The organism is Microvirga makkahensis (assembly GCF_009830105.1).
Lineage (GTDB): Bacteria > Pseudomonadota > Alphaproteobacteria > Rhizobiales > Beijerinckiaceae > Microvirga > Microvirga makkahensis.
On the sequence record NZ_WURB01000011.1, the window covers coordinates 25,966 to 45,897 of the forward strand.

Annotated in this window: 21 protein-coding genes; 9 read left to right on the forward strand and 12 right to left on the reverse strand. The window is 63.2% G+C overall.

All coding sequences use genetic code 11. The features are described 5' to 3' along the window. Positions 1–58: 58 nt before the first annotated feature. Positions 59–1,534 (reverse strand): DEAD/DEAH box helicase, encoded by a 1,476-nt coding sequence (locus GR328_RS15595; protein ID WP_160885452.1) that lies wholly within the window; start codon positions 1,532–1,534, stop codon positions 59–61. 294 nt (positions 1,535–1,828) lie between these two features. Here GR328_RS15595 and GR328_RS15600 point away from each other — a divergent pair, with 294 nt between their 5' ends. Genes GR328_RS15600 through glpK form a run of 3 tightly spaced genes read left to right on the forward strand, consistent with a single transcriptional unit; the run spans position 1,829 to position 6,151 of the window. Further along, entirely contained in the window at positions 1,829–3,061 is a 1,233-nt protein-coding gene (locus GR328_RS15600; RefSeq protein WP_160885453.1) for an MFS transporter, read from the forward strand. A 54-nt stretch (positions 3,062–3,115) separates the two neighbouring features. Continuing rightward, complete coding sequence (locus GR328_RS15605) at positions 3,116–4,636, forward strand: glycerol-3-phosphate dehydrogenase (protein WP_160885454.1); 1,521 nt, start codon at positions 3,116–3,118, stop codon at positions 4,634–4,636. Positions 4,637–4,654: 18 nt separating this feature from the next. Next, entirely contained in the window at positions 4,655–6,151 is a 1,497-nt protein-coding gene (gene glpK / locus GR328_RS15610) for a glycerol kinase GlpK (RefSeq protein ID WP_160885455.1), read from the forward strand. A 48-nt stretch (positions 6,152–6,199) separates the two neighbouring features. Here glpK and GR328_RS15615 read toward each other — a convergent pair whose 3' ends face one another. Further along, on the reverse strand, positions 6,200–6,622 hold the full coding sequence (locus GR328_RS15615) for an HIT family protein (protein WP_160885456.1): 423 nt from the start codon (positions 6,620–6,622) through the stop codon (positions 6,200–6,202). A gap of 567 nt (positions 6,623–7,189) precedes the next feature. Here GR328_RS15615 and GR328_RS15620 point away from each other — a divergent pair. Then, the gene (locus GR328_RS15620) at positions 7,190–7,384 is read left to right on the forward strand and encodes a con-10 family general stress protein (protein WP_091129372.1); all 195 of its coding nucleotides are present in this window, start codon (positions 7,190–7,192) and stop codon (positions 7,382–7,384) included. Between the two features lie 173 nt (positions 7,385–7,557). Here GR328_RS15620 and GR328_RS15625 read toward each other — a convergent pair whose 3' ends face one another. The 5 genes from GR328_RS15625 to GR328_RS15645 form a co-directional block, all read right to left on the reverse strand. Continuing rightward, positions 7,558–8,106 (reverse strand): hypothetical protein, encoded by a 549-nt coding sequence (locus GR328_RS15625; protein WP_160885457.1) that lies wholly within the window; start codon positions 8,104–8,106, stop codon positions 7,558–7,560. A gap of 31 nt (positions 8,107–8,137) precedes the next feature. Continuing rightward, on the reverse strand, positions 8,138–8,374 hold the full coding sequence (locus tag GR328_RS15630; RefSeq protein WP_160885458.1) for a hypothetical protein: 237 nt from the start codon (positions 8,372–8,374) through the stop codon (positions 8,138–8,140). 287 nt (positions 8,375–8,661) lie between these two features. Further along, the gene (locus tag GR328_RS15635) at positions 8,662–9,387 is read right to left on the reverse strand and encodes a PRC-barrel domain-containing protein (protein ID WP_160885459.1); all 726 of its coding nucleotides are present in this window, start codon (positions 9,385–9,387) and stop codon (positions 8,662–8,664) included. A 252-nt stretch (positions 9,388–9,639) separates the two neighbouring features. After that, a complete protein-coding gene (locus GR328_RS15640) occupies positions 9,640–10,155 on the reverse strand; it encodes a hypothetical protein (RefSeq protein WP_160885460.1) in 516 nt (171 codons plus the stop codon). Positions 10,156–10,455: 300 nt separating this feature from the next. Continuing rightward, complete coding sequence (locus tag GR328_RS15645) at positions 10,456–11,262, reverse strand: response regulator (RefSeq protein WP_160885461.1); 807 nt, start codon at positions 11,260–11,262, stop codon at positions 10,456–10,458. A 185-nt stretch (positions 11,263–11,447) separates the two neighbouring features. On the opposite strand from GR328_RS15645, the gene GR328_RS15650 reads away from it, so the two are divergent. Continuing rightward, positions 11,448–11,663 (forward strand): NepR family anti-sigma factor, encoded by a 216-nt coding sequence (locus tag GR328_RS15650; RefSeq protein ID WP_160885462.1) that lies wholly within the window; start codon positions 11,448–11,450, stop codon positions 11,661–11,663. After that, complete coding sequence (locus GR328_RS15655; RefSeq protein ID WP_160885463.1) at positions 11,660–12,199, forward strand: sigma-70 family RNA polymerase sigma factor; 540 nt, start codon at positions 11,660–11,662, stop codon at positions 12,197–12,199. Before GR328_RS15650 ends, GR328_RS15655 begins: the two co-directional genes overlap by 4 nt. Positions 12,200–12,286: 87 nt before the next feature. Here the strand turns inward: GR328_RS15655 and GR328_RS15660 are convergent, their stop codons facing one another. Beyond that, positions 12,287–12,460 (reverse strand): DUF1328 domain-containing protein, encoded by a 174-nt coding sequence (locus GR328_RS15660; RefSeq protein ID WP_160885464.1) that lies wholly within the window; start codon positions 12,458–12,460, stop codon positions 12,287–12,289. A gap of 196 nt (positions 12,461–12,656) precedes the next feature. Between GR328_RS15660 and GR328_RS15665 the strand changes: the two genes are divergently transcribed. Then, positions 12,657–12,866: a hypothetical protein gene (locus GR328_RS15665; RefSeq protein WP_160885465.1), complete on the forward strand. Its 210-nt coding sequence runs from the start codon at positions 12,657–12,659 to the stop codon at positions 12,864–12,866. A gap of 55 nt (positions 12,867–12,921) precedes the next feature. On the opposite strand, the gene GR328_RS15670 is transcribed toward GR328_RS15665, so the two are convergent. Further along, positions 12,922–13,782 (reverse strand): SDR family oxidoreductase, encoded by an 861-nt coding sequence (locus tag GR328_RS15670; protein ID WP_160885466.1) that lies wholly within the window; start codon positions 13,780–13,782, stop codon positions 12,922–12,924. A gap of 114 nt (positions 13,783–13,896) precedes the next feature. Next, on the reverse strand, positions 13,897–15,225 hold the full coding sequence (locus tag GR328_RS15675; protein WP_160885467.1) for a solute carrier family 23 protein: 1,329 nt from the start codon (positions 15,223–15,225) through the stop codon (positions 13,897–13,899). A 166-nt stretch (positions 15,226–15,391) separates the two neighbouring features. On the opposite strand from GR328_RS15675, the gene GR328_RS15680 reads away from it, so the two are divergent. Next, positions 15,392–16,411: an alpha/beta hydrolase gene (locus GR328_RS15680; RefSeq protein WP_160885468.1), complete on the forward strand. Its 1,020-nt coding sequence runs from the start codon at positions 15,392–15,394 to the stop codon at positions 16,409–16,411. Between the two features lie 5 nt (positions 16,412–16,416). Here the strand turns inward: GR328_RS15680 and GR328_RS15685 are convergent, their stop codons facing one another. Next, a complete protein-coding gene (locus GR328_RS15685) occupies positions 16,417–17,364 on the reverse strand; it encodes an NAD(P)/FAD-dependent oxidoreductase (protein ID WP_160885469.1) in 948 nt (315 codons plus the stop codon). Positions 17,365–17,523: 159 nt separating this feature from the next. Here GR328_RS15685 and GR328_RS15690 point away from each other — a divergent pair, with 159 nt between their 5' ends. Then, the gene (locus GR328_RS15690; protein ID WP_160885470.1) at positions 17,524–18,399 is read left to right on the forward strand and encodes an aldose 1-epimerase family protein; all 876 of its coding nucleotides are present in this window, start codon (positions 17,524–17,526) and stop codon (positions 18,397–18,399) included. On the opposite strand, the gene GR328_RS15695 is transcribed toward GR328_RS15690, so the two are convergent. Next, on the reverse strand, positions 18,362–19,927 hold the full coding sequence (locus GR328_RS15695; RefSeq protein WP_160885471.1) for a mannose-1-phosphate guanylyltransferase/mannose-6-phosphate isomerase: 1,566 nt from the start codon (positions 19,925–19,927) through the stop codon (positions 18,362–18,364). The two genes, GR328_RS15690 and GR328_RS15695, sit on opposite strands and share 38 nt — an antisense overlap. Positions 19,928–19,932: the final 5 nt, after the last annotated feature.

The window sequence follows — 19,932 nt, forward strand, 5'->3', positions numbered from 1 at the left end:
ACGCAGATGTCGTGGAGCGGCCCGCAACAAAAAAGGCGCCGCGAGGCGCCTTTTTCACTTACCGGCGGCGGGGGCTCTTTTCGAGCCATGCCACCTGGGCTCCGTCGCGCCGTCCGTCCGTGGAACGGGCGGCGGGGCGAGCCTGCTGCGGGGAACGCTGCCCCTGGGCAGGCTTCTGTCCCTGCGCGGGGCGCGGCTGGCCCGCGACCGGATGACCGCCCTGAGGCTGGCCGCCTGCGGGCTTTCCGCCGCGACCGCGACGACGCTTGGGCCCCTTGTCGGCATTCGGATCTGAATTGCGCGGCTGGCCATGGCCCTGATGCCCGCGGGCATGGGGAGCCGGACGACCGCGCTGCGGCTCGCTGCGACGCTCGGCGTTCTCCGCGGGAGCCGGAGCGGCGGGCAGTCCTTCCGGCAGCGGCATGACCGGCACCTTCAGGCGCGTCAGCTTCTCGATGTCCTTGAGATAAGCCTTCTCCTCGTCGTTGCAGAACGAGATCGCGAGTCCCGAGGCCCCGGCACGCGCGGTGCGGCCGATGCGGTGGACGTACGATTCCGGCACGTTCGGGAGGTCGTAGTTGATGACGTGCGTCACGCCCTCGACATCGATGCCGCGCGCGGCGATGTCGGTCGCAACCAGCACCCGGCACGATCCGTCACGGAAGGCCGCCAGGGCGCGCTCGCGCTGCGGCTGCGACTTGTTGCCGTGAATGGCCGCGCCCACGATGCCGGCCTTGTCGAGGCCACGCACCACCTTGTCAGCGCCGTGCTTGGTACGCGTGAAGACCAGCACGCGGTCGATGGCCGGATCGCGCAGGAGCGTCTCGAGCAGGACCTGCTTGCGGTTCGTCGGCACGAAGATGACGCTCTGGTCCACGCGCTCGGCAGTGGTGGCCACGGGGGTCACCGCCACATGGGCCGGATCGCGCAGGAAGGAATCGGCGAGAGTCGAGATCGTCTTCGGCATGGTGGCCGAGAAGAACAGGCTCTGACGATTCTTCGGCAGCAGGGTCACGATGCGCTTCAGGGCATGGATGAAGCCGAGATCGAGCATCTGGTCGGCCTCGTCGAGGACGAGAATCTCGATGTCGCGGAGGCTCAACGACTTGCGGTCCACGAGGTCGATGAGGCGGCCGGGAGTGGCCACGAGCACGTCGACGCCCTGGGCGAGCGCCTTCTCCTGGCGGGAGATGGTGACGCCGCCGAACACCACCTCTGTGGCGAGACGCAGGTTGCGGCCATAGGCCTTGAAGCTGTCGGCGATCTGGCCGGCAAGCTCGCGGGTCGGGCTCAGCACGAGCACACGGGCGCTCTTGTGCTTGCGCGGCTTCGGATCGTTCGACAGGCGGTGCAGGATCGGCAGCGCGAAAGCCGCCGTCTTGCCGGTGCCGGTCTGGGCGATGCCGCAGACGTCGCGGCCTTCCATCGCATAGGGGATGGTCTGGGCCTGGATGGGCGTGGGCTTCTCGTAACCCTCGGCGATCAAGGCCTTCAGGATCGGCTGGGCCAATCCGAAATCTGTGAAGAGTGTCAAGGTGATATTGTCTTTCGAACGGATGCGGTGAGCCGCAAAGCAGGTTCGGCTTGGATCAGCAAAGGCGCTTCAGGGCTCTCAAGGCGACAGCCCGCGTGATGGAGCTATCGTATGGGTCAAGCGATTGAAGAAGGGGACCGGGTTTTCACCGTTCAGGCGAATTTCCGTCACGCAGTCCCGCTCAAGCGGCTCGTGGTCGAGCGCTGACGCCGTGTTGCTCATATGAGGGCTAAAGGCCTATCCGTCAACCTCTGAGCCTGACATAACAGGCCGCGGCAGCATAAGAAAGCATTCATGTCCACCTCCGCCCGCATGCCCTGGGGCTTCGTCTCGGCCATGTCTCTGACGCAGCTCGTCTCCTTCGGCACGATCTTCTATGCCTTCGCGCTTTTCGTCGAGCCCATGGGACAGGAGCTCGGCTGGAGCAAGTCCGAACTGATAGCCGCCTATTCCCTGGCGCTCGGCACCTCCGCCCTTTGCGCCGTGCCGGTCGGGCGGCTCATCGATCTGGGCTATGGCCGTGCGGTGATGACCGGCGGCTCCGCCTTGGCGGCCCTGCTCCTGGCGCTCTGGTCGCAGGTCGAGAGCTATCCGGCCTTCGTTCTCATCTGGGCGGCCATGGGGCTCTCCATGAGCAGCGTGTTCTATGAACCGGGCTTTGCCGTCCTGGCCCGCAGGCTCGGCTTTCTCGCCCGCCGGGGCATCACCTTCATGACCCTGGTCGGCGGCTTCGCGAGCACCGTTTTCATCCCCCTCACCCACCTGCTCATCGAGCACCTGGGCTGGCGCAACACCCTTCTAATCCTCGCCGGACTCAATCTTATCATCTGTGCGACGATTCATTTCATCGCCATTCCTCCGGCCTTGAAAAAGGCTTCTCACCCGGCGAGCGAGCAGCCGCTCGCGCTTTCGTCCAGCGCCCGCTCCATACTGCTCAGGGCCTCGTTCTGGTGCTTCATCGCCTCCTCGGTTCTCCAGGGCCTCATCGCGGCGGGGCTGCCGATCCACCTGATTCCGCTGCTCACCGAGAAGGGCTACAGCCTCGAGATGGCCGTCGTTGCCTTTTCCATCATCGGGCCCGCCCAGGTAGCAGGGCGGATGGCCATGGCGATGGGAGAGCGCGCTTTCGGGATGAAGGGCATCGGCGTCGTGACCTTGAGCCTGGGCGTCCTCGCGTTCGGGTGCCTGCCCTTCCTTTCCCCAGAATCCTGGCTGGTCGCTCCCTTCGCGGCGCTCTTCGGCGCCTCCAACGGCATGATGACCATCGTCCGCGCCCTGCTGCCTCCCGAGCTGTTCGGCCGAGAGAACTACGGTGTCATCCAGGGAATGATCGCCATGCCGGTCCGCCTGACCACGGCCAGCGCCCCCTTCCTGTTCGGGGCGCTGTGGGCCTGGTGGGGCAGCTACACGGGGGTCATGATCCTCTGGTTGAGCTTTTCGGTGGCTTCGCTCGGCTTCTACCTGGCCGTCCTGCTGTTGCTAAAGGGACGTGAAAAGCCTGAGAATTCGCTTGCGTTAGACGGCTAAAGAACTCATGTGCCTATTGACTGAAGTGGCTTGGTTTAGAGGAAGACGCGTTCCGTGACGGCAGTAACTGATCTTCTCATCGTCGGCGGCGGCATCAATGGTGCGGGCATCGCCCGCGATGCGGTGGGCCGGGGTCTCTCCGTAGTGCTCTGCGAACAAGGCGACCTGGCAGGCTACACCTCGTCCGCCTCGACGAAGCTGATCCACGGAGGCTTGCGCTATCTGGAATATTACGAGTTCCGTCTGGTCCGCGAGGCCCTGTTCGAACGCGAGCGTCTCTTGAACTCCGCCCCCCACATCATCTGGCCCCTGCGTTTCATCCTGCCGCACGAGAAGGGCATCCGGCCGGCCTGGTTCGTGCGCCTGGGCCTCTTTCTCTACGACCATCTCGCCCCGCGCAAGAAGCTGCCGGGCACGGAAACCATCAACCTGACGAAGCATCCCGCCGGCCAGGGCCTGAAGCCCGGCTTCGATACGGCCTTCGTCTATTCCGACTGCTGGGTCGAGGACAGCCGCATGGTGGCGCTGAACGCCCTCGACGCCTTTGAAAAGGGCGCGGACATCCGCGTGCGCACCAAGCTCACCTCCGCCCGCCGCGACGGCAATCTGTGGGTGGCGACTCTTCAGGACGTGGAAACCGGCGCGATTCAGGACCTGCGTACCAAGGTCATCGTCAATGCGGGCGGGCCGTTCGTGGCCGACGTGCTCAACAGCAAGCTCGGCCTCAACACCACCAAGAACGTGCGCCTCGTGAAGGGCAGCCACATCGTGGTTCCCAAGCTCTTCGACACGAAGGAAGCCTTCATCCTGCAGAACACCGACAAGCGCATCGTGTTCGCGATCCCTTATCAGGAGAAGTTCACCCTCATCGGCACCACCGACATTCCGGTCGAGTCCGTTCCGGACAGGAAGATCGAGATCAGCCCGGAGGAGGTGCAATACCTCTGCAACGTGGTGAACCACTTCTTCAAAAGCCAAGTCACTCCCGCCGAGGTCGTGTGGAGCTACTCGGGCGTGCGGCCGCTCTTCGACGACGGCTCGTCCAACGCCTCCGCCGTGACCCGCGACTACGTGTTCGACATGGACGCGCCGCAGGGTCAGGCGCCGGTGCTGTCGATCTTCGGCGGCAAGATCACTACCTTCCGCAAGCTCTCCGAGCATGCGCTCGATGAGCTCAAGATCTTCTTCCCGGGCATGAAGCCGTCCTGGACGGAGAATGCCAAGATGCCGGGCGGCGACATCCCCGACGCCGATTTCGACAGGTTCTTCGCGGACGTGCGCCGGCGCTGGCCTTTCCTGCCCGAGCAGGTGGCGCACCGCCTCGCCCGGGCCTACGGCACGCGCATTGCCGAGCTGCTGGGAGAGGCCAAGTCCATGGCCGATCTCGGGGAGGATTTCGGCGCGGGTCTGACCGCGGCCGAGGTCGACTATCTCGTGCGCCGCGAATGGGCGCGCACCGCCGAGGACATCCTGTGGCGCCGCTCCAAGCTCGGCCTGCACGTGCCGGCTGGCGCTCCGGCCAAGATCGACGCCTATATCGCCAAGCAGCATGCGGCGTCCATCGCGGCCCAGTAGCACTCGGAAGGCATGCCCATGGCTCAGTATATCGGCGCAATCGATCAGGGCACGACCAGCTCGCGATTCATCGTCTTCGACAAGGCGGGGACCATCGTCTCCATCGGCCAGAAGGAGCACGAGCAGATCTATCCCAAGCCCGGCTATGTGGAGCACGATCCGCTCGAGATCTGGCGCAACACCGAAAGCGTGATCCGGGAGGCGCTGGAACGCAAAGGCCTGAAGCCCCGGGATCTCGCCGCCATCGGCATCACCAACCAGCGCGAGACGACGCTGATCTGGGACAGGCGTACCGGCAAGCCCCTTCACAACGCCCTCGTCTGGCAGGACACGCGAGTGGACCCCATCGTCGAGGAATTCGCCAGGGACGGCGGCCATGATCGCTTGCGGGCGAAGACAGGGCTGCCCCTCGCGAGCTATTTCTCGGGGCTGAAACTCCGGTGGCTTCTCGACAATGTTCCCGGCGCGCGGGAGAAGGCCGAAACCGGAGACGTGCTGTTCGGGAACATCGACACCTGGCTCGTCTGGAACCTGACTGGGGGGACGAACGGGGGCTGCCACATCACCGATGTGACCAATGCCAGCCGCACGCAGCTCATGAATCTGGGCGCTCTCGAATGGGACGATGACATCCTGTCCCTTTTCGACATTCCGCGAGCCTGCCTGCCGACGATCAAGTCCTCCAGCGAGGTCTACGGCATCGCCAGGGACAATCTGGCCGGCGTGCCCATCGCGGGCATCCTGGGAGACCAGCAGGCGGCCCTCGTCGGCCAGGCCTGCTTCCAGCCGGGCGATGCCAAGAACACTTACGGTACCGGCTGCTTCATGCTCATGAACACCGGCGAGACCCCCTACCCGTCGAAATGCGGCCTGCTGACCACGATGGGCTATAAGTTCGGGGACGAGAGGCCCGTCTATGTGCTCGAAGGCTCCATCGCGATCGCGGGCGCCCTGGTGCAGTGGCTGCGCGACAACCTGGGCCTGATCCAGGCCAGCCACGAGATCGAGGCCCTGGCCGCCAGCGTGGAGGACAATGGCGGAGTCACCATCGTGCCGGCTTTCTCGGGCCTCTATGCTCCCCACTGGAACTCCCACGCCCGCGGGCTGTTCGGCGGCCTGACGCGCTATGCCACCAAGGCCCATATCGCCCGCGCCGCCCTGGAGGCGACCGCGTTCCAGACCCGCGAGGTGCTGGACGCGATGACGAAGGACACCGGCATCGCTGTGAAGGAGCTGCGCACCGACGGCGGCATGGTGGTGAACGAGCTGCTCATGCAGTTTCAGGCCGACATTCTCGATGTGCCCGTCGTCCGCCCGAAGGTGATCGAAACGACGGCCCTGGGCGCCGCCTATGCGGCAGGGCTCGCCGTCGGCTTCTGGGCCGGCAAGGAAGACCTCGTGCGCAACTGGGCCATCGACAAGCGCTGGTCGCCTGCAATGGAGCCGGGCCGCCGCAGACGCCTGAACGCGGAATGGGACAAGGCCGTCGCACGCTCCCTCAATTGGGCCGATTGAACACGGGAAGGCTGCGGCCCCTGGGGCCGCCCCTCCATCCCCATGAGGTCAGGCGCTGAGAGCGGCGCGGATCCTTTCAGCGTGCGCGGCCAGCACGTCGTTGGCCTCCATCTGACCCGTATGCGGCTTCAAGGGAACCCCCTCGAAACGCGGGATGACGTGGACATGGAGATGAAACACCACCTGCCCGCCCGCGCTCTCGTTGAACTGCTGGATCGTCAGCCCGTCGGCGGCAAAGGCCTCCTTCGCCGCGCGGGCCACGACCTGGACGGATTTCGCGAGTTCCGCAAGATCTTCGGGCTCCGCGTCGAGAATATTGCGGGCCTTCGCCTTGGGGATGACGAGCACATGCCCCTCGCCCCGAGGCATGATGTCCATGAAGGCCAGCACGCGCTCGGTCTCGTAGACCTTGTGGCACGGCAACTCGCCTCTCAGGATCTTCGCGAACACGTTGTCGTCGTCGTAGGTCATCCTGCCCTCCCATCGTTCACGGCCGGTGTGTCTCATAAACCGGGCCCATCGTGCAATCACTCCCATCGGACATGTTGAAACCAGCCGGATCCCTGGACTTCACGGAAGAAAGCCTCGGAGGCGCAATCACAGGTTTGAGTCAATCGGGGCTTGGGAGAGAAATCTCAGAGTCAAACCTGAACGGCTCCATAGTCGCGTAGAAACGTCCGTAGAATATTGGATGTGCATCACGCCTGATGTTAACGCCGCTTCGACAATCCGGAAACTTGTAGAGCCGTGTTCTAGACTCAAAGGACGGAAAATATTTATACGGTACTCGCATTAACTTCTTAAATATAATTGCCAAGACACTCCAGCCTTCCCACTTGTCGCACCCCACACCAGCAAGGGTACAAACAACAGAGCGCCTCCATTATTTAAGCGTGGCAATCAAAACGGAAAACCTTCTTCGATCGAACTGCTTTTTTTCATAAAAATTTTTTGCAAAGGTTCCACCTTCCTCCTCGGAACCATCGAATTAGCGAACGGTTGTTCAACCACGAACATCATTGGTCAAGGAGGCTTAAGATGGCGCCAAGTGGTTCGACTTCGAAGCGCGGTTTCGCATCCATGGATTCGGACCGCCAACGTGAAATTGCAAGTAAAGGCGGCAAAAGCGTCCCCGCCGAGAAGCGCTCCTTCTCGCAGGATCGCGAGCTCGCCTCGGAGGCTGGCCGCAAAGGCGGTCAGGCATCGGGCAATACCCGCGGCAATCAGGAATAGCGACAGTAAATTCCATGCCAAAAGGGGCCGCCCAGCGGCCCCTTTATTTTTGTCTCGCGGGAAGCGCCGGAGCCGTTTCCGTTGACGCAGAGCCGACCCTCTCCTCTGGCTCGCCCCGTCCTTGGGCGGCAAGCCGGAGCCGCTTGGCAAAATATCTTCTGAGGTTTCCGAGGTCAGAGGCCGAAATGCCGCCCGGGCTTGCCCGTGGCCTCGACGACAGCTTCCAGTTGCCCGTTCCCGACCCCGGCCACAGCCCTGAATTCAGTCAAGGACGGCACCGTAAAGACGATGATCCCGAGGTCGATTTGTCGTGCGAGCTCCCCGGCCAGCGCGGACATGAGTTCCAGCGGCGAGAGTCCCAAGAGGGCGGCCGCCTCTCTGGCCACCTCCGAACCGGGCTGTCGCGATGCCCCGATCAGGGTCATGAGGCAATACTCATCGCGCGTGCCGTAGCGAGACCCGACCGGGCGATGGTCGAAGGCCGTCCCCCGCTGGCGCGTCAGGGCGAAGGCAAGCAGCAGGGCATCGGACACGATCCCCTTGGCAGCACCGGGCTGCACATAGGTCGCCAACCCCCGCTCGGGGCCATCGAGAAGGGCGAGATCATACTGATCGTCCAGGCTGCCGATGGATCGAAAGACGTCGATCACAGGCACGGCGCTGGGATGAAAGAGAAAGGCAATAGGATTGTGCCCAACGGGATTTACGAATGCTTCGGTCATCAAACGAACAAGCCTGAAACGCTGGTGAATTCTAAAGATGCCGCTGAACGCCTGGAGCCAGTCCACGGGACCAGGCCTGAACGACGAGGCGCCGCCGCAACATGAGGGGGCATATCACCTCGTCCTGTTGATGATCGTGCACGATCCCGCTCAACATCCAGGCAACGTTCGGCTTCTCGCGGGGGGAGGAACTCGAGGCGAGCCGGGAGAATTCGTCGGGCAGTTCCTCCTGGCACAAGGCCGCATCCATCTCGTTGGTCGCCGTCATCGTCGTCTCCGCATCTATCTCGGCGAGAGAACGTGCCCGGAAGGGACCCGGTTCCTCACGACGCGGCGAGTTCAGTTTGAAGAGCGATCCGCTCTCTCAAAGAAATTCGGAACATCCGCCCAGCCTCGGCGTTGTATGAGCAACCGGTTCGAATGCCCCCTCGAACTGGCACCCTAAAAGGCGCAGTCACCTCGTGACTGCGCCTTTTTGTTCTGGATCCCGTCCGTCCTGAAAACGGCGCCCCGGTGGATCAGGGCGCCGCGGATCGGCAGAGCCGGCGGTGGAGATTACTGCTGGTTGGCGCCGCCGCCCGCACCGGTCGTACCTGTGGTCGAGCCGCCTCCATTGCCTTCGCCATCGGCCTTGAAGGCCGGAGCCGCCTGAAGTTCGGCCTTGGTCATCCGGAGGATCACACGTTCCGGCTCATTGGACGAGGCCGCATTGCCGCCCTCTGCCGAAGCGTTGTTGGTGGCCATGTTCGAGTTCGGCGTGCCGCCCGTCGCCGTCGAACCGGTGGTCGCTACATTGCCGCCCCCGCTGCTGTTGTCCATGGCGTTCGCCTGCTGGCTGCTGGCGAATTCCAGGGACTTGAACGGAACGGCCACATCCTTTTCGCCAATTCCCAGGAAGCCGCCGACGCCCACCACGACGGCCATGACCTGGCCGTTGCGGTCCACGATCACGTCATTGATGTCGCCGATCGACTCGTTGTTGGCGCTAACGACGCGGGTCCCGATCAGATCGGACGCCATCACCTGGCTCGCCTGCATCTGGGTCATGAACTGGCCCTGCGATCCGCCGCCCTGGTTCATTGCGGACGAGCCGGCGGACGGAGAGGTCGTGGATGAGGAGCCGGCTGCGCCGGGCTGCATCGCGGGTGATCCCGAGGTCGTCGAGCCGGATCCCGAAGCCGTCGGGCGGTCGGTCGGCGCGGAGGGCGAGGTCTGGGCGAAGGCGGGCGCAGCCGCGAAAGCCGTCACGACGAGGCAAGCTGCCATATGCTTCTTCAGCATCGTGATATTCTCCTGAATGTTCATTGAATCGCGATATGCGCCAAAATGCGCGAGAGGAAAACGCGCCATCCCACGCACACGTTCCATTCGCATATGTATTCCTACCATAACGCTCTGGAATATACTTAGGTGCGCAAAGATGAATACTTATTCATCTAACAACAAAAGGGCAATCAGACCATTTTCGACAGGCGGCCCGTATTGTATTTAAAGCGAGCGGAACATCCATGATCCGTCCCGCTCTCGGAGAGTTCAGGATAAGGGCCGATCCAGCAGGGCGAGGCAGAGACTCGGCATTCTGTTCGCGCTGGCGCTCGCCAGAGGGCTCACATCGCCCATGCACCCGACCGGGAGCTTGCGTTTCGGCTTGCGGGGCCCGTCTCGCCCTTCCCGGGTCGCGGGCGTGTCCTGGCGGGCCGGATTGCGGAACTCCTCGTTCGTTGCCAGGACTGGAATCTCGGTATTCTTCGAAACCGTCGTCATGCCGGACCTTGGATCGGAGCGGTAGAGCACCTCTCCGTCATCGCCTCGCAGGATCACGGTCGCATGGGTCAGCCCGACGATCTCCACGATGGACACGCTCATCCTGTCCTCCGCCGCACGGGCAATCATCAGCCGGTCGCCTTTGGGCGCCGCCCGATCCTCGATCTGCGCCGCCCTCAGCAGGGAAGATCCGAGAGAGGAGATCCCTGAATCCGCAAAGGCGATGCCGGCGGCCAGCATGGCTGCTCCGGTCACGATGCCAAATCTCGTGGAGGTGAGGAGCATTCCCGTCTCCCTGCTGCTTAGCTCAACCATTCGAGAAAACAACGCGACCTTATCTTTGATGTTCCGGCGCATCTTCGACAGGAAAATCAAAGAAAAAAGCTGGAACCTTTATTTTGCGAGGAGCGTTCTTTAAGCACCGGCCTCCTGGTCCTCCCCGCATTCCCCTTGTGCATTGGCCGGCACCTATAGACGGGCTTCGATGCCCGTCTTTTTTTGTTCCGATTACAACGTGACAAAAGAAAAGCCCGGCTCGGAAGCCGGGCGAATACTTAGCCATAATGGGGCGGCTGGGATGGCGCCTCAGGCGGTCGCGGCGCGGGGCTCACGGCGTTTTGCGCTCTGCTGGAAGAACAGCGCTTGGCTGATCACGGCCGACACGTTTGCAGGCTGGAACGGCTTGGCGATGAGGAAGGCCGGCTCGGGCCGCTCACCGGTCAGGAACCGCTCCGGATAGGCGGTGATGAAGATCACCGGCACTTCGAAGGATTTCAGGAGATCATTGACCGCGTCGAGACCCGAGCTGCCATCGGCGAGCTGGATATCCGCGAGGATCAGCCCGGGCTGCTTGGTGGAAGCAAGCTTGACGGCCTCGGTGCGCGTCCGGGCGACCCCGGTGACGTTGTGGCCAAGCCCTTCCACGAGAGCCTCGAGGTCCATGGCGATCAACGGCTCGTCCTCGATGATGAGGATGTCCGTCGCCATGTCCGCAGCCAACTCACGACCGGCCTCGTCGACGAGCTCGCGCACTGTGTTCGTATCCACATCGAGAATTTGGCCGACCTCCTCTTCGCCGAAGCCCTCAAGGCACGACAGGAGGAACGCCTGGCGCGGAAGCGGAGTAATCTGTCCGAGGCGAACCTCCGCCGGAAGATCACGCTGGATCTGCTCACTGCGCCCGTTGACGGATAGCGAGTTCCAGATGCGGGTGAAGACCTGGAAGAGCTCAACCTTGACGTTACCAGAGGGCCCGATGGTCTCAGGCTCGCTCACCAACGTTTCAAGGGTCGCAGCCACATAGGCATCACCAGCCATCTGGCTGCCCGTGAGAGCGCGTGCATAACGGCGAAGATACGGTAAATGCTGGACGACAAGCTGAGCTGTCGACATTCGCTTCCCCTTATTAAGTGCTTTTGCCTCGTTGTACCGATGGTCCTTTCAACGTGGCAGAGCTGGAAAAGTTCCATTCCTGGAACTGTATTCAGCAACAAGCGTTATTGCTCGAAAATCAGTATAGAGCTACTGCCAAGGTTGGCCATCCCTTAATAGGGTCAAGGGATGTCAAGGGGAATCAGATGACAAGCGATAAGGGGAACAAGCTGGCTCGGGCACTCCCGAGAACATCTGTGAATGACAAGCTTGGAACCGATGCAAGACTCGACAGCGGCAGCCAGAAGCGCATTGGCGACCAGCTGCGCGCCATGTACGACGAATTGATGCAGCAACCCGTCCCGGAGCGCTTCAGGGAGTTGCTGGACCAGCTGGAAAAGAAAAAGGACGGGGCGCAATGAACCCCGAGCCTGACTTGAGGGAGGCTCTGCTTGCTGCGGTACCCAGCCTACGCGCCTTTGCCATCTCCCTTTCAGGTCAGGTCGACAAGGCAGACGACCTTGTTCAGGAGACCCTCCTCCGCGCCCTTGCCAATCTTCACCGCTTTGAGCTGGGCACCAACCTTAATGCTTGGCTCTTCACAATCCTGCGAAACCTCTTTCACTCCGAATACCGCAAGCGCCGGCGGGAGGTCGAAGACCCGGACGGCTCCTATGCCAGTCATTTGAGGGTCCAGCCGGAACAGGGATCTCACCTCGATTTCGAGGATTTCCGCACCGCCCTCGCCCGCCTCCCCTCAGACCAGCGGGAAGCCCTGCTGCTGGTCGGAGCCTCGGGGTTTTCCTATGAGGAGGCCGCCTGCATCTGCGGATGCGCCGTCGGCACCATCAAGAGCCGCGTCAACCGGGCACGCCTGCGTCTGGCCGCACTCCTGAACATGGACGACATGGATGACCTGGGCCCCGACGGCATGACCCGCGCGGCTCTCCAGGGCTGATCGGAGAACGGCTTCGGTCCAATGAAAACGCCGCCCCGTGAGGCGGCGCCTTCATCGATACAGGTGAGTCACCCATTCCATGGGGCTTCACATCGGGCTTCGTCCGCGCAGAAGGCCGATCACGGCCGAAATGGCGAAGAGCACGATCGCAACGAAGAAGATCAGCTTCGCGATCTCGACAGCGGTGCCGGCGATGCCGCCGAAACCGAACAGAGCCGCGATCAGTGCGATGATGAGAAAAGTGACAGCCCAACCGAGCATGGCGTTACCTCGCTTAGTTTCAAGATCAGCTTTCAGCCGATGACCTTCAACCAACGCCAAGCGCGACAGTGAGGTTCCGACCAAAAGACGAACACTCAGTTTTTAGAACCTTGGCATAAGTATTTTTTGGAGATTCTCTGAACATGGAACCCAGCTCTTTCAGGTACGTTTTTCAGAACACCTGGGAGAGATGTCGATGACCCGTTCAGTTGCCCTTCGCACATTTGTCATTTTCATACTTCTTACTTTGCTCGCAGGCGTCACGGGCTTGGCGTCACAGACCGAAATTGCGGAAATCGTCTTCTTGATCGGAGCGTCCTTGTCTGCGTTGCTCCTGTTCATCGCAGTGGCCGCGCAGGCCTCCGCCCCCGCTCCGATTCCGGTGCGCGTGCGGCGTCGCCGCTGATCGCATCATCCATCGTCAAGAAAGAAAGGCGGCTCTCGGAGCCGCCTTTCTGCTGTCAGGATTCGGTCGGATCGCCGCCGTTCGGATGCAGGATCGAGCCCGTGATGTAGGACGCGTCCTCGCAGGCCAGGAACAGATAGGAGGGTGCGACCTCATTGGGCTGGCCCGGGCGCTTGAGCGGCGTGTTCGCGCCGAAACTCTTCACCTTCTCGGCCGGAAACGTCGCAGGGATCAGCGGCGTCCAGATCGGTCCGGGCGCGACGCCGTTCACGCGGATGCCCTGTTCCGCGAGCTTTTGCGCCAGCGAGCGCGTGAAGGCGACGATGGCGCCTTTCGTGGCGCTGTAGTCCAGAAGCTCCGAGCTGCCGCGATAGGCTGTGACAGACGTCGTGTTGATGATGGCCGCCCCTCGCTTCAGATGGGGCATCGCCGCCTGGACCATATAGAAATAGCCGAAGATGTTGGTCCTGAACGTCCGGTCGATCTGCTCGGGACTGATCTCAGAAATTTCACCCTTGGGGTGCTGCTCGGCCGCGTTGTTCACGAGCACATCGAGCTTGCCGAAGCGCTGGATCGCCTGATCCACGGCGGACCGGCAAAAGCCGGGATCGCCCACGTCGCCGGCGATGGTCAGGCATGCGCGCCCCTCCCTCTCCACGAGCTGCTTCGTGGCCTGCGCATCCTCCGTCTCGTTGAGGTAGACGATGGCGATGTCGGCTCCCTCCCGCGCGAAGAGAACGGCGACCGCCCGTCCGATGCCGCTGTCGCCGCCGGTGATGAGAGCCGTCCTGCCCTGAAGCCGGTTGCTCCCGGGATAACGCGGCTCGTAGTCGGGCCTCGGGTTCATCTCGGTCTCATGACCGGGTTGCCGGTCCTGCACCTGCGGCGGAAGCGTCTGCTCTTGTCCGGAGCTCATGGCATCATCCTTTTCTGAGAGAACGATGCGGGCTCTCGTCCGGTCCTCGGGAAAAGGAGGAGCCCGCGTCGAGGCTCAACGCGGGCTCCTTGAAGCGTGTTCCTGTGCGCTCGTTTAAACGTGCGGGGGCTCGGCGGTGCGGGCCGGCGCCATGTTCAGGATGTGATAAAGAATGATCGCTCCGAATGTCGCCGTGCCGATGCCGTCGAGCGTGAAGCCCGCGACGTTCAGCTTGAAGTTGCCCGCCCCCAGGATCAGAGCGACCGCCACGGTGATGAGGTTGCGCGGATTCGAGAAGTCGACCCGGTTCTCCACCCAGATCCGGCCCGCGGTCGCGGCGATGAGGCCGAATACCACGATGGACAGACCGCCGAGCACCGGACCCGGAATGGTGCCGATGAAGGCGCCAAATTTCGGCGACAGGCCGAGCAGCAGCGCGAATCCCGCGGCGATGATGAAGACCAGCGTCGAATAGATGCGGGTCACCGCCATCACGCCCATATTCTCGGCATAGGTGGTCATGCCCGTGCCGCCGGCGGCGCCGGACAGCATCGTGGCCAGACCGTCGCCCATGAAGGCGCGCCCGAGATACGGATCGAGATTGCGGCCGGTCATTGCGCCGATGGCCTTGATGTGCCCGAGGTTCTCGGCGACCAGGATGATGGCCACAGGCGCGATCAGGCTCACCGCTCTCATGTCGAAGACAGGGCTCTGGAAGGTCGGAAGCCCGAACCAGGCCGCTTCTCCGATTTTCGCGAAGTCGATGGGCGTTCCATAGCCCATGAGATTCGCGAAGATGAAGTAGATCAGATAGCCGAATGCGCCGCCGAGGAGCACCGGCAGACGCCGCCACATACCCGGCGCATAAACCGCGACGAGGCCGACCGACAGCACCGTGGCGAGTGCGATCCAACGGGCGAAGTCGGAGCCGTTCGCATTGTCGGGCGTCACGCCCGACGCGCTGTTGATGGCGATGGGCGCCAGCACGAGGCCGATGGCGGCGACGATGGCGCCGGTGACCACCGGCGGCATGAGCCTCTCGATCCAGCGATGCCCCGCCATCTGAACCACAAGGCCGATGACGAAATAGAGCGCACCCGCGGCGATGATGCCGCCCAGGGCCAGAGGGATGCTCGGGTTCGGGCTGCCGACCGAGGCGCCGGTGGCGACGAGCACCGGGCCGATGAAGGCGAAGCTCGATCCGAGATAGCTCGGCACGCGGCCGCCGACCACGAAGAAGAAGATCAGCGTGGCGAGGCCGGAAAACAGGATGGAGACGTTCGGATCGAAGCCCATCAGGATCGGAGCCAGCACCGTGGCGCCGAACATGGCCACCACATGCTGCAGGCCCACGACGACCATCTGGCCCGTCGGGAGCCTTTCGTCCGGCATGATGACGCCTTCGGTCTTCAAGGCCCATTTAGGCAGGAAACTGTCGGTCATATGTTATTCCCCCACACAACGCCGCTTGAGGTGGCACCCTAGTGCCAGGGATGGCGGAATGGCTAGCGGCCGAAATGACTTATTAACCGCTGCCGGAGCTCCATTTCTGGACAATTGCCTGCCCGGCGGACACATCATCTCCGCCCACAAGTCATGAGGAGCAGCAATGCGCAAGGACCATAACGTACCGGAAGGCATGGTGCACAACCTCCGGATCGACAGCCAGTGCCTGAAAGGCAACCTCCTGGGCGACCCGTCCCTGCGGCGGATCGACGTCTACGTGCCGGCCGGGCACGACGGCCGCGGACTGCCTCTCCTCGTGGACCTCGTCGGCTATACGGCAGGCGGCCCCGCGCATACGAACTGGAAGAACTACGGAGAGAACCTTCCGGAGCGGCTCGACCGCCTGATCGGAACGGACGCGATGCCCCCGGTGGTCGTGGCGTTCCCCGACTGTTTCACCCGTCTCGGCGGCAATCAATATGTCGACAGCGCCGCAATGGGCGCCTGGGAGACTTTCCTCATCCGCGAGATGGTGCCCTTTCTCGAAGAGCGCTTCGGGTGCGGCGGCGAGGGACGCAGGGGGATTTTCGGCAAGAGTTCTGGCGGCTACGGCTCTCTCGTCCACGCGATGCGCCACGGCGGCTCGGTCTGGTCGGTGGCGGCCTCCCATTCCGGAGATGTGGGGTTCGAGTATCTCTATCATCTCGGCGAATTCGCCGGCGCGCTGCGCCACCTTGCCGGTCACGGCATGTCCATCGAAGCCTTCCTCAGCAAGTTCGAGCAGGGCCCCAAAGCCAAGGACCAGGACTGGCACGTGCTGATGCTGCTCGCCCAGGCAGCGAGCTTCGATCCCGACCCGAGCCAGTTCTGCGGCATCCGGCTGCCGGTCGATCTCCAGACCTGCGAAATGATCGAGGAGCGCTGGGCCAACTGGCTGCGCTGGGATCCGCTGCGCATGGCCGATGACGAAGCCTGCCGGGAAAACCTCCGCAAGCTGAAGGCCTTCTACATCGATTGCGGCGATGTCGATCAGTACAACATGGTCTATGGCTCGCGCCAATTGCACCGGAAGCTCGAGGCCGCGGGCATCGCCCATGTTTACGAGGAATTTCCGGACAACCACTCGTCCGTGGATTACCGCATGGATGTGAGCCTGCCCCTTCTGGCGAGGGCCCTCGCCTGACGGGCTCACGTGCCTCCCGGCTCATCCTCGGTCGGCAGGTCGCAATGATTGTGAATATGCGTGGCGGCATGGGCGGCATGGCCCATGCCGACGACGATCTGGTCGAGGCCGCGCACGACATCGCCCGCCGCATAGAGCCCCTTTACGGTGGTCTGGCAATGCTCGTCGACGAGCAGACTTCCCGATCGATCCTGCTCGGCCCCCAGGGACAGGGCGAGGTCGGAGCGATATTTGAGGCCCAGGGCCGAATAGAGCACGTCGAAGCGGTGCTCCTTGCCGCCCACATGAAGCGCGGAAATGCGGTCGTTCTCCATGTCGAGGGTTTCCACGGGAGCCTCGACGATCTTGATGCCGTGCTCGTCGAGCCGTCCTCTCTGCTCCGGCGTCAACTCGAGACTCTGCCCGAGCGTCAGCAGGGTCACGTCGCGGGAATAGGTCCGCGCGATGAACACCGCCTCCCCCAAGCCGTGGGATCCATAGGCGATGACGGCGATTTTCTGGTCCCGGGATTCATAGCCGTCGCAGATGGGGCAATAACGCACGAGGCCGCGCTGCACGGCGTTGGGCACGTCCGGCAGGTCGGGCTCGATATCGACCGCACCCGTGGCAAGGACCACGCGTTTGGCGGAGATCTGACTGGTGCCGCCCCTGTCGTCCTCGACGAGGGCGATGAAGCGGTCCGGCTGCCTGCGAAGTCCCGTCACCCGCCCGCTCCGGATGCACTCGCCGTACTGCTCCAGATTGGCGCGCGCCCGCGCCAGAAGGTCGGGGCCGGAAATGCCGTCTGCGAACATCGGGATGTTGTGGCTGGTCGGGATCCAGGCCGCCCGGGGCGTTCCGCTGTCGACGATCAGGAAGCGGCGCTTGAACCGCGCAAGGTAAAGCCCTGTCGTCAGTCCCGCCGGCCCGCCGCCGACGATCAGGCAATCGAGAATGTCTCCGTTCGCTCCCATCCGGCCGTGGCCCCCTTCTGCTGAACCCAGAGGAAGCACAACTCGCGAGAGGGGCAAAAGATCGTCGCCGAGGCTGTGCGGACTGGTGAATTGGAGTTGAGTGTCCGGAGCCCATTGGACACGATAGGGCACCAGGCCGCAGCACTTCAGGAGCATCTCATGACGGTCACGCTGTCGAACGCCCATCTCAAAGCCCAGATCTCCTCGCGGGGCGCGGAACTGATCCGCCTGTGCGACGAGGAGGGTCGGGAACTCTTGTGGGACGGCGATCCGGCGTTCTGGACGGGGCGCTCCCCCCTCCTCTTCCCGATCGTCGGCCGCCTGCGCGATGATCAAGCGCTCATCGACGGGCGCGTCTATCCCATGAAGCAGCACGGTTTCGCCCGCCTCTCGACCTTCGAGATCGTCGATGCGTCGCTTGAATTCTGCCGGCTCCGCTTGAAGGCAGACGATAAGACACGCGAACAGTTTCCTTTCGATTTCCGGCTGGACATGACCTACCGGCTCGAGGGAGGAAGGCTGATCTTCCTGGCATCGGTCACGAATCCCGAGAGCCGCCCTATTCCTGTCTCGTTCGGCTTCCATCCCGCCCTGCGGTGGCCCCTGCCCTATGGCGGCGAGCGGAACGCGCACGAGATCCTTTTCGAGACGGCGGAACCCGCGTCCCTGCACATGCTGTCGGATGGATTGATCGGGCCTGCCTCTCGCCCGACGCCTGTGAAGGGCGACCGCCTGCCCTTGCGCGACGATCTTTTCGATGACGGGGCGCTGGTCTGGAGCACGCTCGCGAGCCGCAGGGTCCGCTACGGCGTTCCGGGCCGCCGGTCGCTCACGCTGTCCTTCCCCGGCATGCCGCATCTCGGCCTCTGGACGAAGCCCGGTGCGGGCTATCTCTGCATCGAGCCGTGGCAGGGCCACGCGGATCCGGTCGGCTTCGAAGGTCCATTCAAGGACAAGCCCGGAATCGTGATGATCCCGCCAGGAGAAATCCGCGATTTCACAATGGACATTGAGATCGATACCCCGACCTCTTAGCGCATCGTGCGAAACATTGGACCCGGTTTCGCATCGAACGGTGCGCTTGCCATGAGGAGGGCTCCGGATTTTCCCAAAAGCGGATTCCACCTTTCACGCCCGATGCTCTAGCGGCCGTCGATGTCGTGGATAGAGCACCGTCATCTTCGCCCGCGCAGCTGCCCACCTCAACCTCGACCACCTCAAGCGGGATCCGGCCCGGATTGACCAGACGGCGCACGGAGCCGGCCGGGATATGGATGGCCTCGTTCTCATGAACGAGGCTTACGTTCCCGTTCACCGTCACCTGAGCGGTGCCCGCCACCACGATCCAATGTTCACCACAGTGGTGCTGCCTCTGGAGCGGGAGACGCCTGCCCGGCTTCACGACGATGCGCTTCACCCGGAAGCTGGAGCCCTGACCGATATACTGACACCACCCCCAGGACCGGCACGTGCGGACGTGCTCGCTCGCTTCTGGATGCTGCCTGGCGCACATCGCCGCCACGAGATCCCTCACCAGATCGGAGCGACAGCGCGAGGCCACTAGCACCGCGTCGGAACGGGCAACGACCACGACGTCCTCGAGACCGGCCACCGCCGTGAGAATACCCTCGCCGTGAACGAGACTGTTGCGGGTTTCGAAGACCTCGACGTTGCCGTGAAGCGCATTGCCCGCCGCGTCGCGCGGCGACGCATCCCACAGAGCTCCCCAGGAGCCGATGTCGGTCCAGGAGAAAGAGACGGGCAGGACGCCGGCACGTTCCGTTCGCTCCATGACGGCGTAATCGATGGATATTTTCGGGGCCTGCCCGAACGCTCCCTCGCCGAGGCGGATGAAATCGGGGTCGGCGGTGGCGGCTTCGAGAGACTCCTTTGCGGCAGATAGAACCTCCGGCTGGAAGCGCTCCAGCTCCTCCATCATCACGTCGGCGCGGAACAGGAAGTTGCCGCTGTTCCAGAGGCAACCCTGGTCGATATAGCTCTGTGCCGCTGCCGGATCCGGCTTCTCGACGAAACCTTCGACGCGGAAAGCACCGGTCCCTTCGATCGGCCTGCCGGGCCGGATGTAGCCAAAGCCGGTAGCAGGGTATTGCGGCAGGACGCCCAGGGTCATGATGGATCCCCGGCGCGCGGCCTCGAGGGCAGCCTCACATGACGCAACGAAAGCCGCCTGATCGTCGATCACGTGGTCGGCGGCGGCAACGAGCACGACCGTATCGGGAGCATGACAGGCCGCATGGCAGGCCGCGACGGCAATGGCGGCGGCGGTGTCCCTCTGGGCAGGCTCGAGAATGATATCGGCCCCCACCCCGATCTGCGCGAGTTGGTCGGCGACGACGAAGCGGGTCCCCTTGCCGGAAATCACGACGGGGCGCTGGAAAATACCAGGGGCGGCAACGCGCTGAGCGGCCATTTGGAAGGTGGAGAGCTCTCCCAGCATCGTGACAAACGGCTTGGGCATGCTGGCACGAGAGGCGGGCCAGAGCCGCGTTCCCGAGCCGCCGCAAAGGATAACGGGCAGGATCCTGTCGCGGCTCCCGCTCATTTCAG

What these genes read in the sequence shown, in the direction of transcription:
- GR328_RS15600 (WP_160885453.1), top strand. Translation starts at nt 1,829, where the DNA reads ATGTCCACCTCCGCCCGCATGCCCTGGGGCTTCGTCTCGGCCATGTCT.
- glpK (WP_160885455.1), top strand. Translation starts at nt 4,655, where the DNA reads ATGGCTCAGTATATCGGCGCAATCGATCAGGGCACGACCAGCTCGCGA.
- GR328_RS15615 (WP_160885456.1), bottom strand. Translation starts at nt 6,622, where the DNA reads ATGACCTACGACGACGACAACGTGTTCGCGAAGATCCTGAGAGGCGAG.
- GR328_RS15620 (WP_091129372.1), top strand. Translation starts at nt 7,190, where the DNA reads ATGGCGCCAAGTGGTTCGACTTCGAAGCGCGGTTTCGCATCCATGGAT.
- GR328_RS15625 (WP_160885457.1), bottom strand. Translation starts at nt 8,106, where the DNA reads ATGACCGAAGCATTCGTAAATCCCGTTGGGCACAATCCTATTGCCTTT.
- GR328_RS15630 (WP_160885458.1), bottom strand. Translation starts at nt 8,374, where the DNA reads ATGACGGCGACCAACGAGATGGATGCGGCCTTGTGCCAGGAGGAACTG.
- GR328_RS15635 (WP_160885459.1), bottom strand. Translation starts at nt 9,387, where the DNA reads ATGCTGAAGAAGCATATGGCAGCTTGCCTCGTCGTGACGGCTTTCGCG.
- GR328_RS15640 (WP_160885460.1), bottom strand. Translation starts at nt 10,155, where the DNA reads ATGCTCCTCACCTCCACGAGATTTGGCATCGTGACCGGAGCAGCCATG.
- GR328_RS15645 (WP_160885461.1), bottom strand. Translation starts at nt 11,262, where the DNA reads ATGTCGACAGCTCAGCTTGTCGTCCAGCATTTACCGTATCTTCGCCGT.
- GR328_RS15650 (WP_160885462.1), top strand. Translation starts at nt 11,448, where the DNA reads ATGACAAGCGATAAGGGGAACAAGCTGGCTCGGGCACTCCCGAGAACA.
- GR328_RS15655 (WP_160885463.1), top strand. Translation starts at nt 11,660, where the DNA reads ATGAACCCCGAGCCTGACTTGAGGGAGGCTCTGCTTGCTGCGGTACCC.
- GR328_RS15660 (WP_160885464.1), bottom strand. Translation starts at nt 12,460, where the DNA reads ATGCTCGGTTGGGCTGTCACTTTTCTCATCATCGCACTGATCGCGGCT.
- GR328_RS15665 (WP_160885465.1), top strand. Translation starts at nt 12,657, where the DNA reads ATGACCCGTTCAGTTGCCCTTCGCACATTTGTCATTTTCATACTTCTT.
- GR328_RS15670 (WP_160885466.1), bottom strand. Translation starts at nt 13,782, where the DNA reads ATGAGCTCCGGACAAGAGCAGACGCTTCCGCCGCAGGTGCAGGACCGG.
- GR328_RS15675 (WP_160885467.1), bottom strand. Translation starts at nt 15,225, where the DNA reads ATGACCGACAGTTTCCTGCCTAAATGGGCCTTGAAGACCGAAGGCGTC.
- GR328_RS15680 (WP_160885468.1), top strand. Translation starts at nt 15,392, where the DNA reads ATGCGCAAGGACCATAACGTACCGGAAGGCATGGTGCACAACCTCCGG.
- GR328_RS15685 (WP_160885469.1), bottom strand. Translation starts at nt 17,364, where the DNA reads ATGGGAGCGAACGGAGACATTCTCGATTGCCTGATCGTCGGCGGCGGG.
- GR328_RS15690 (WP_160885470.1), top strand. Translation starts at nt 17,524, where the DNA reads ATGACGGTCACGCTGTCGAACGCCCATCTCAAAGCCCAGATCTCCTCG.
- GR328_RS15695 (WP_160885471.1), bottom strand. Translation starts at nt 19,927, where the DNA reads ATGAGCGGGAGCCGCGACAGGATCCTGCCCGTTATCCTTTGCGGCGGC.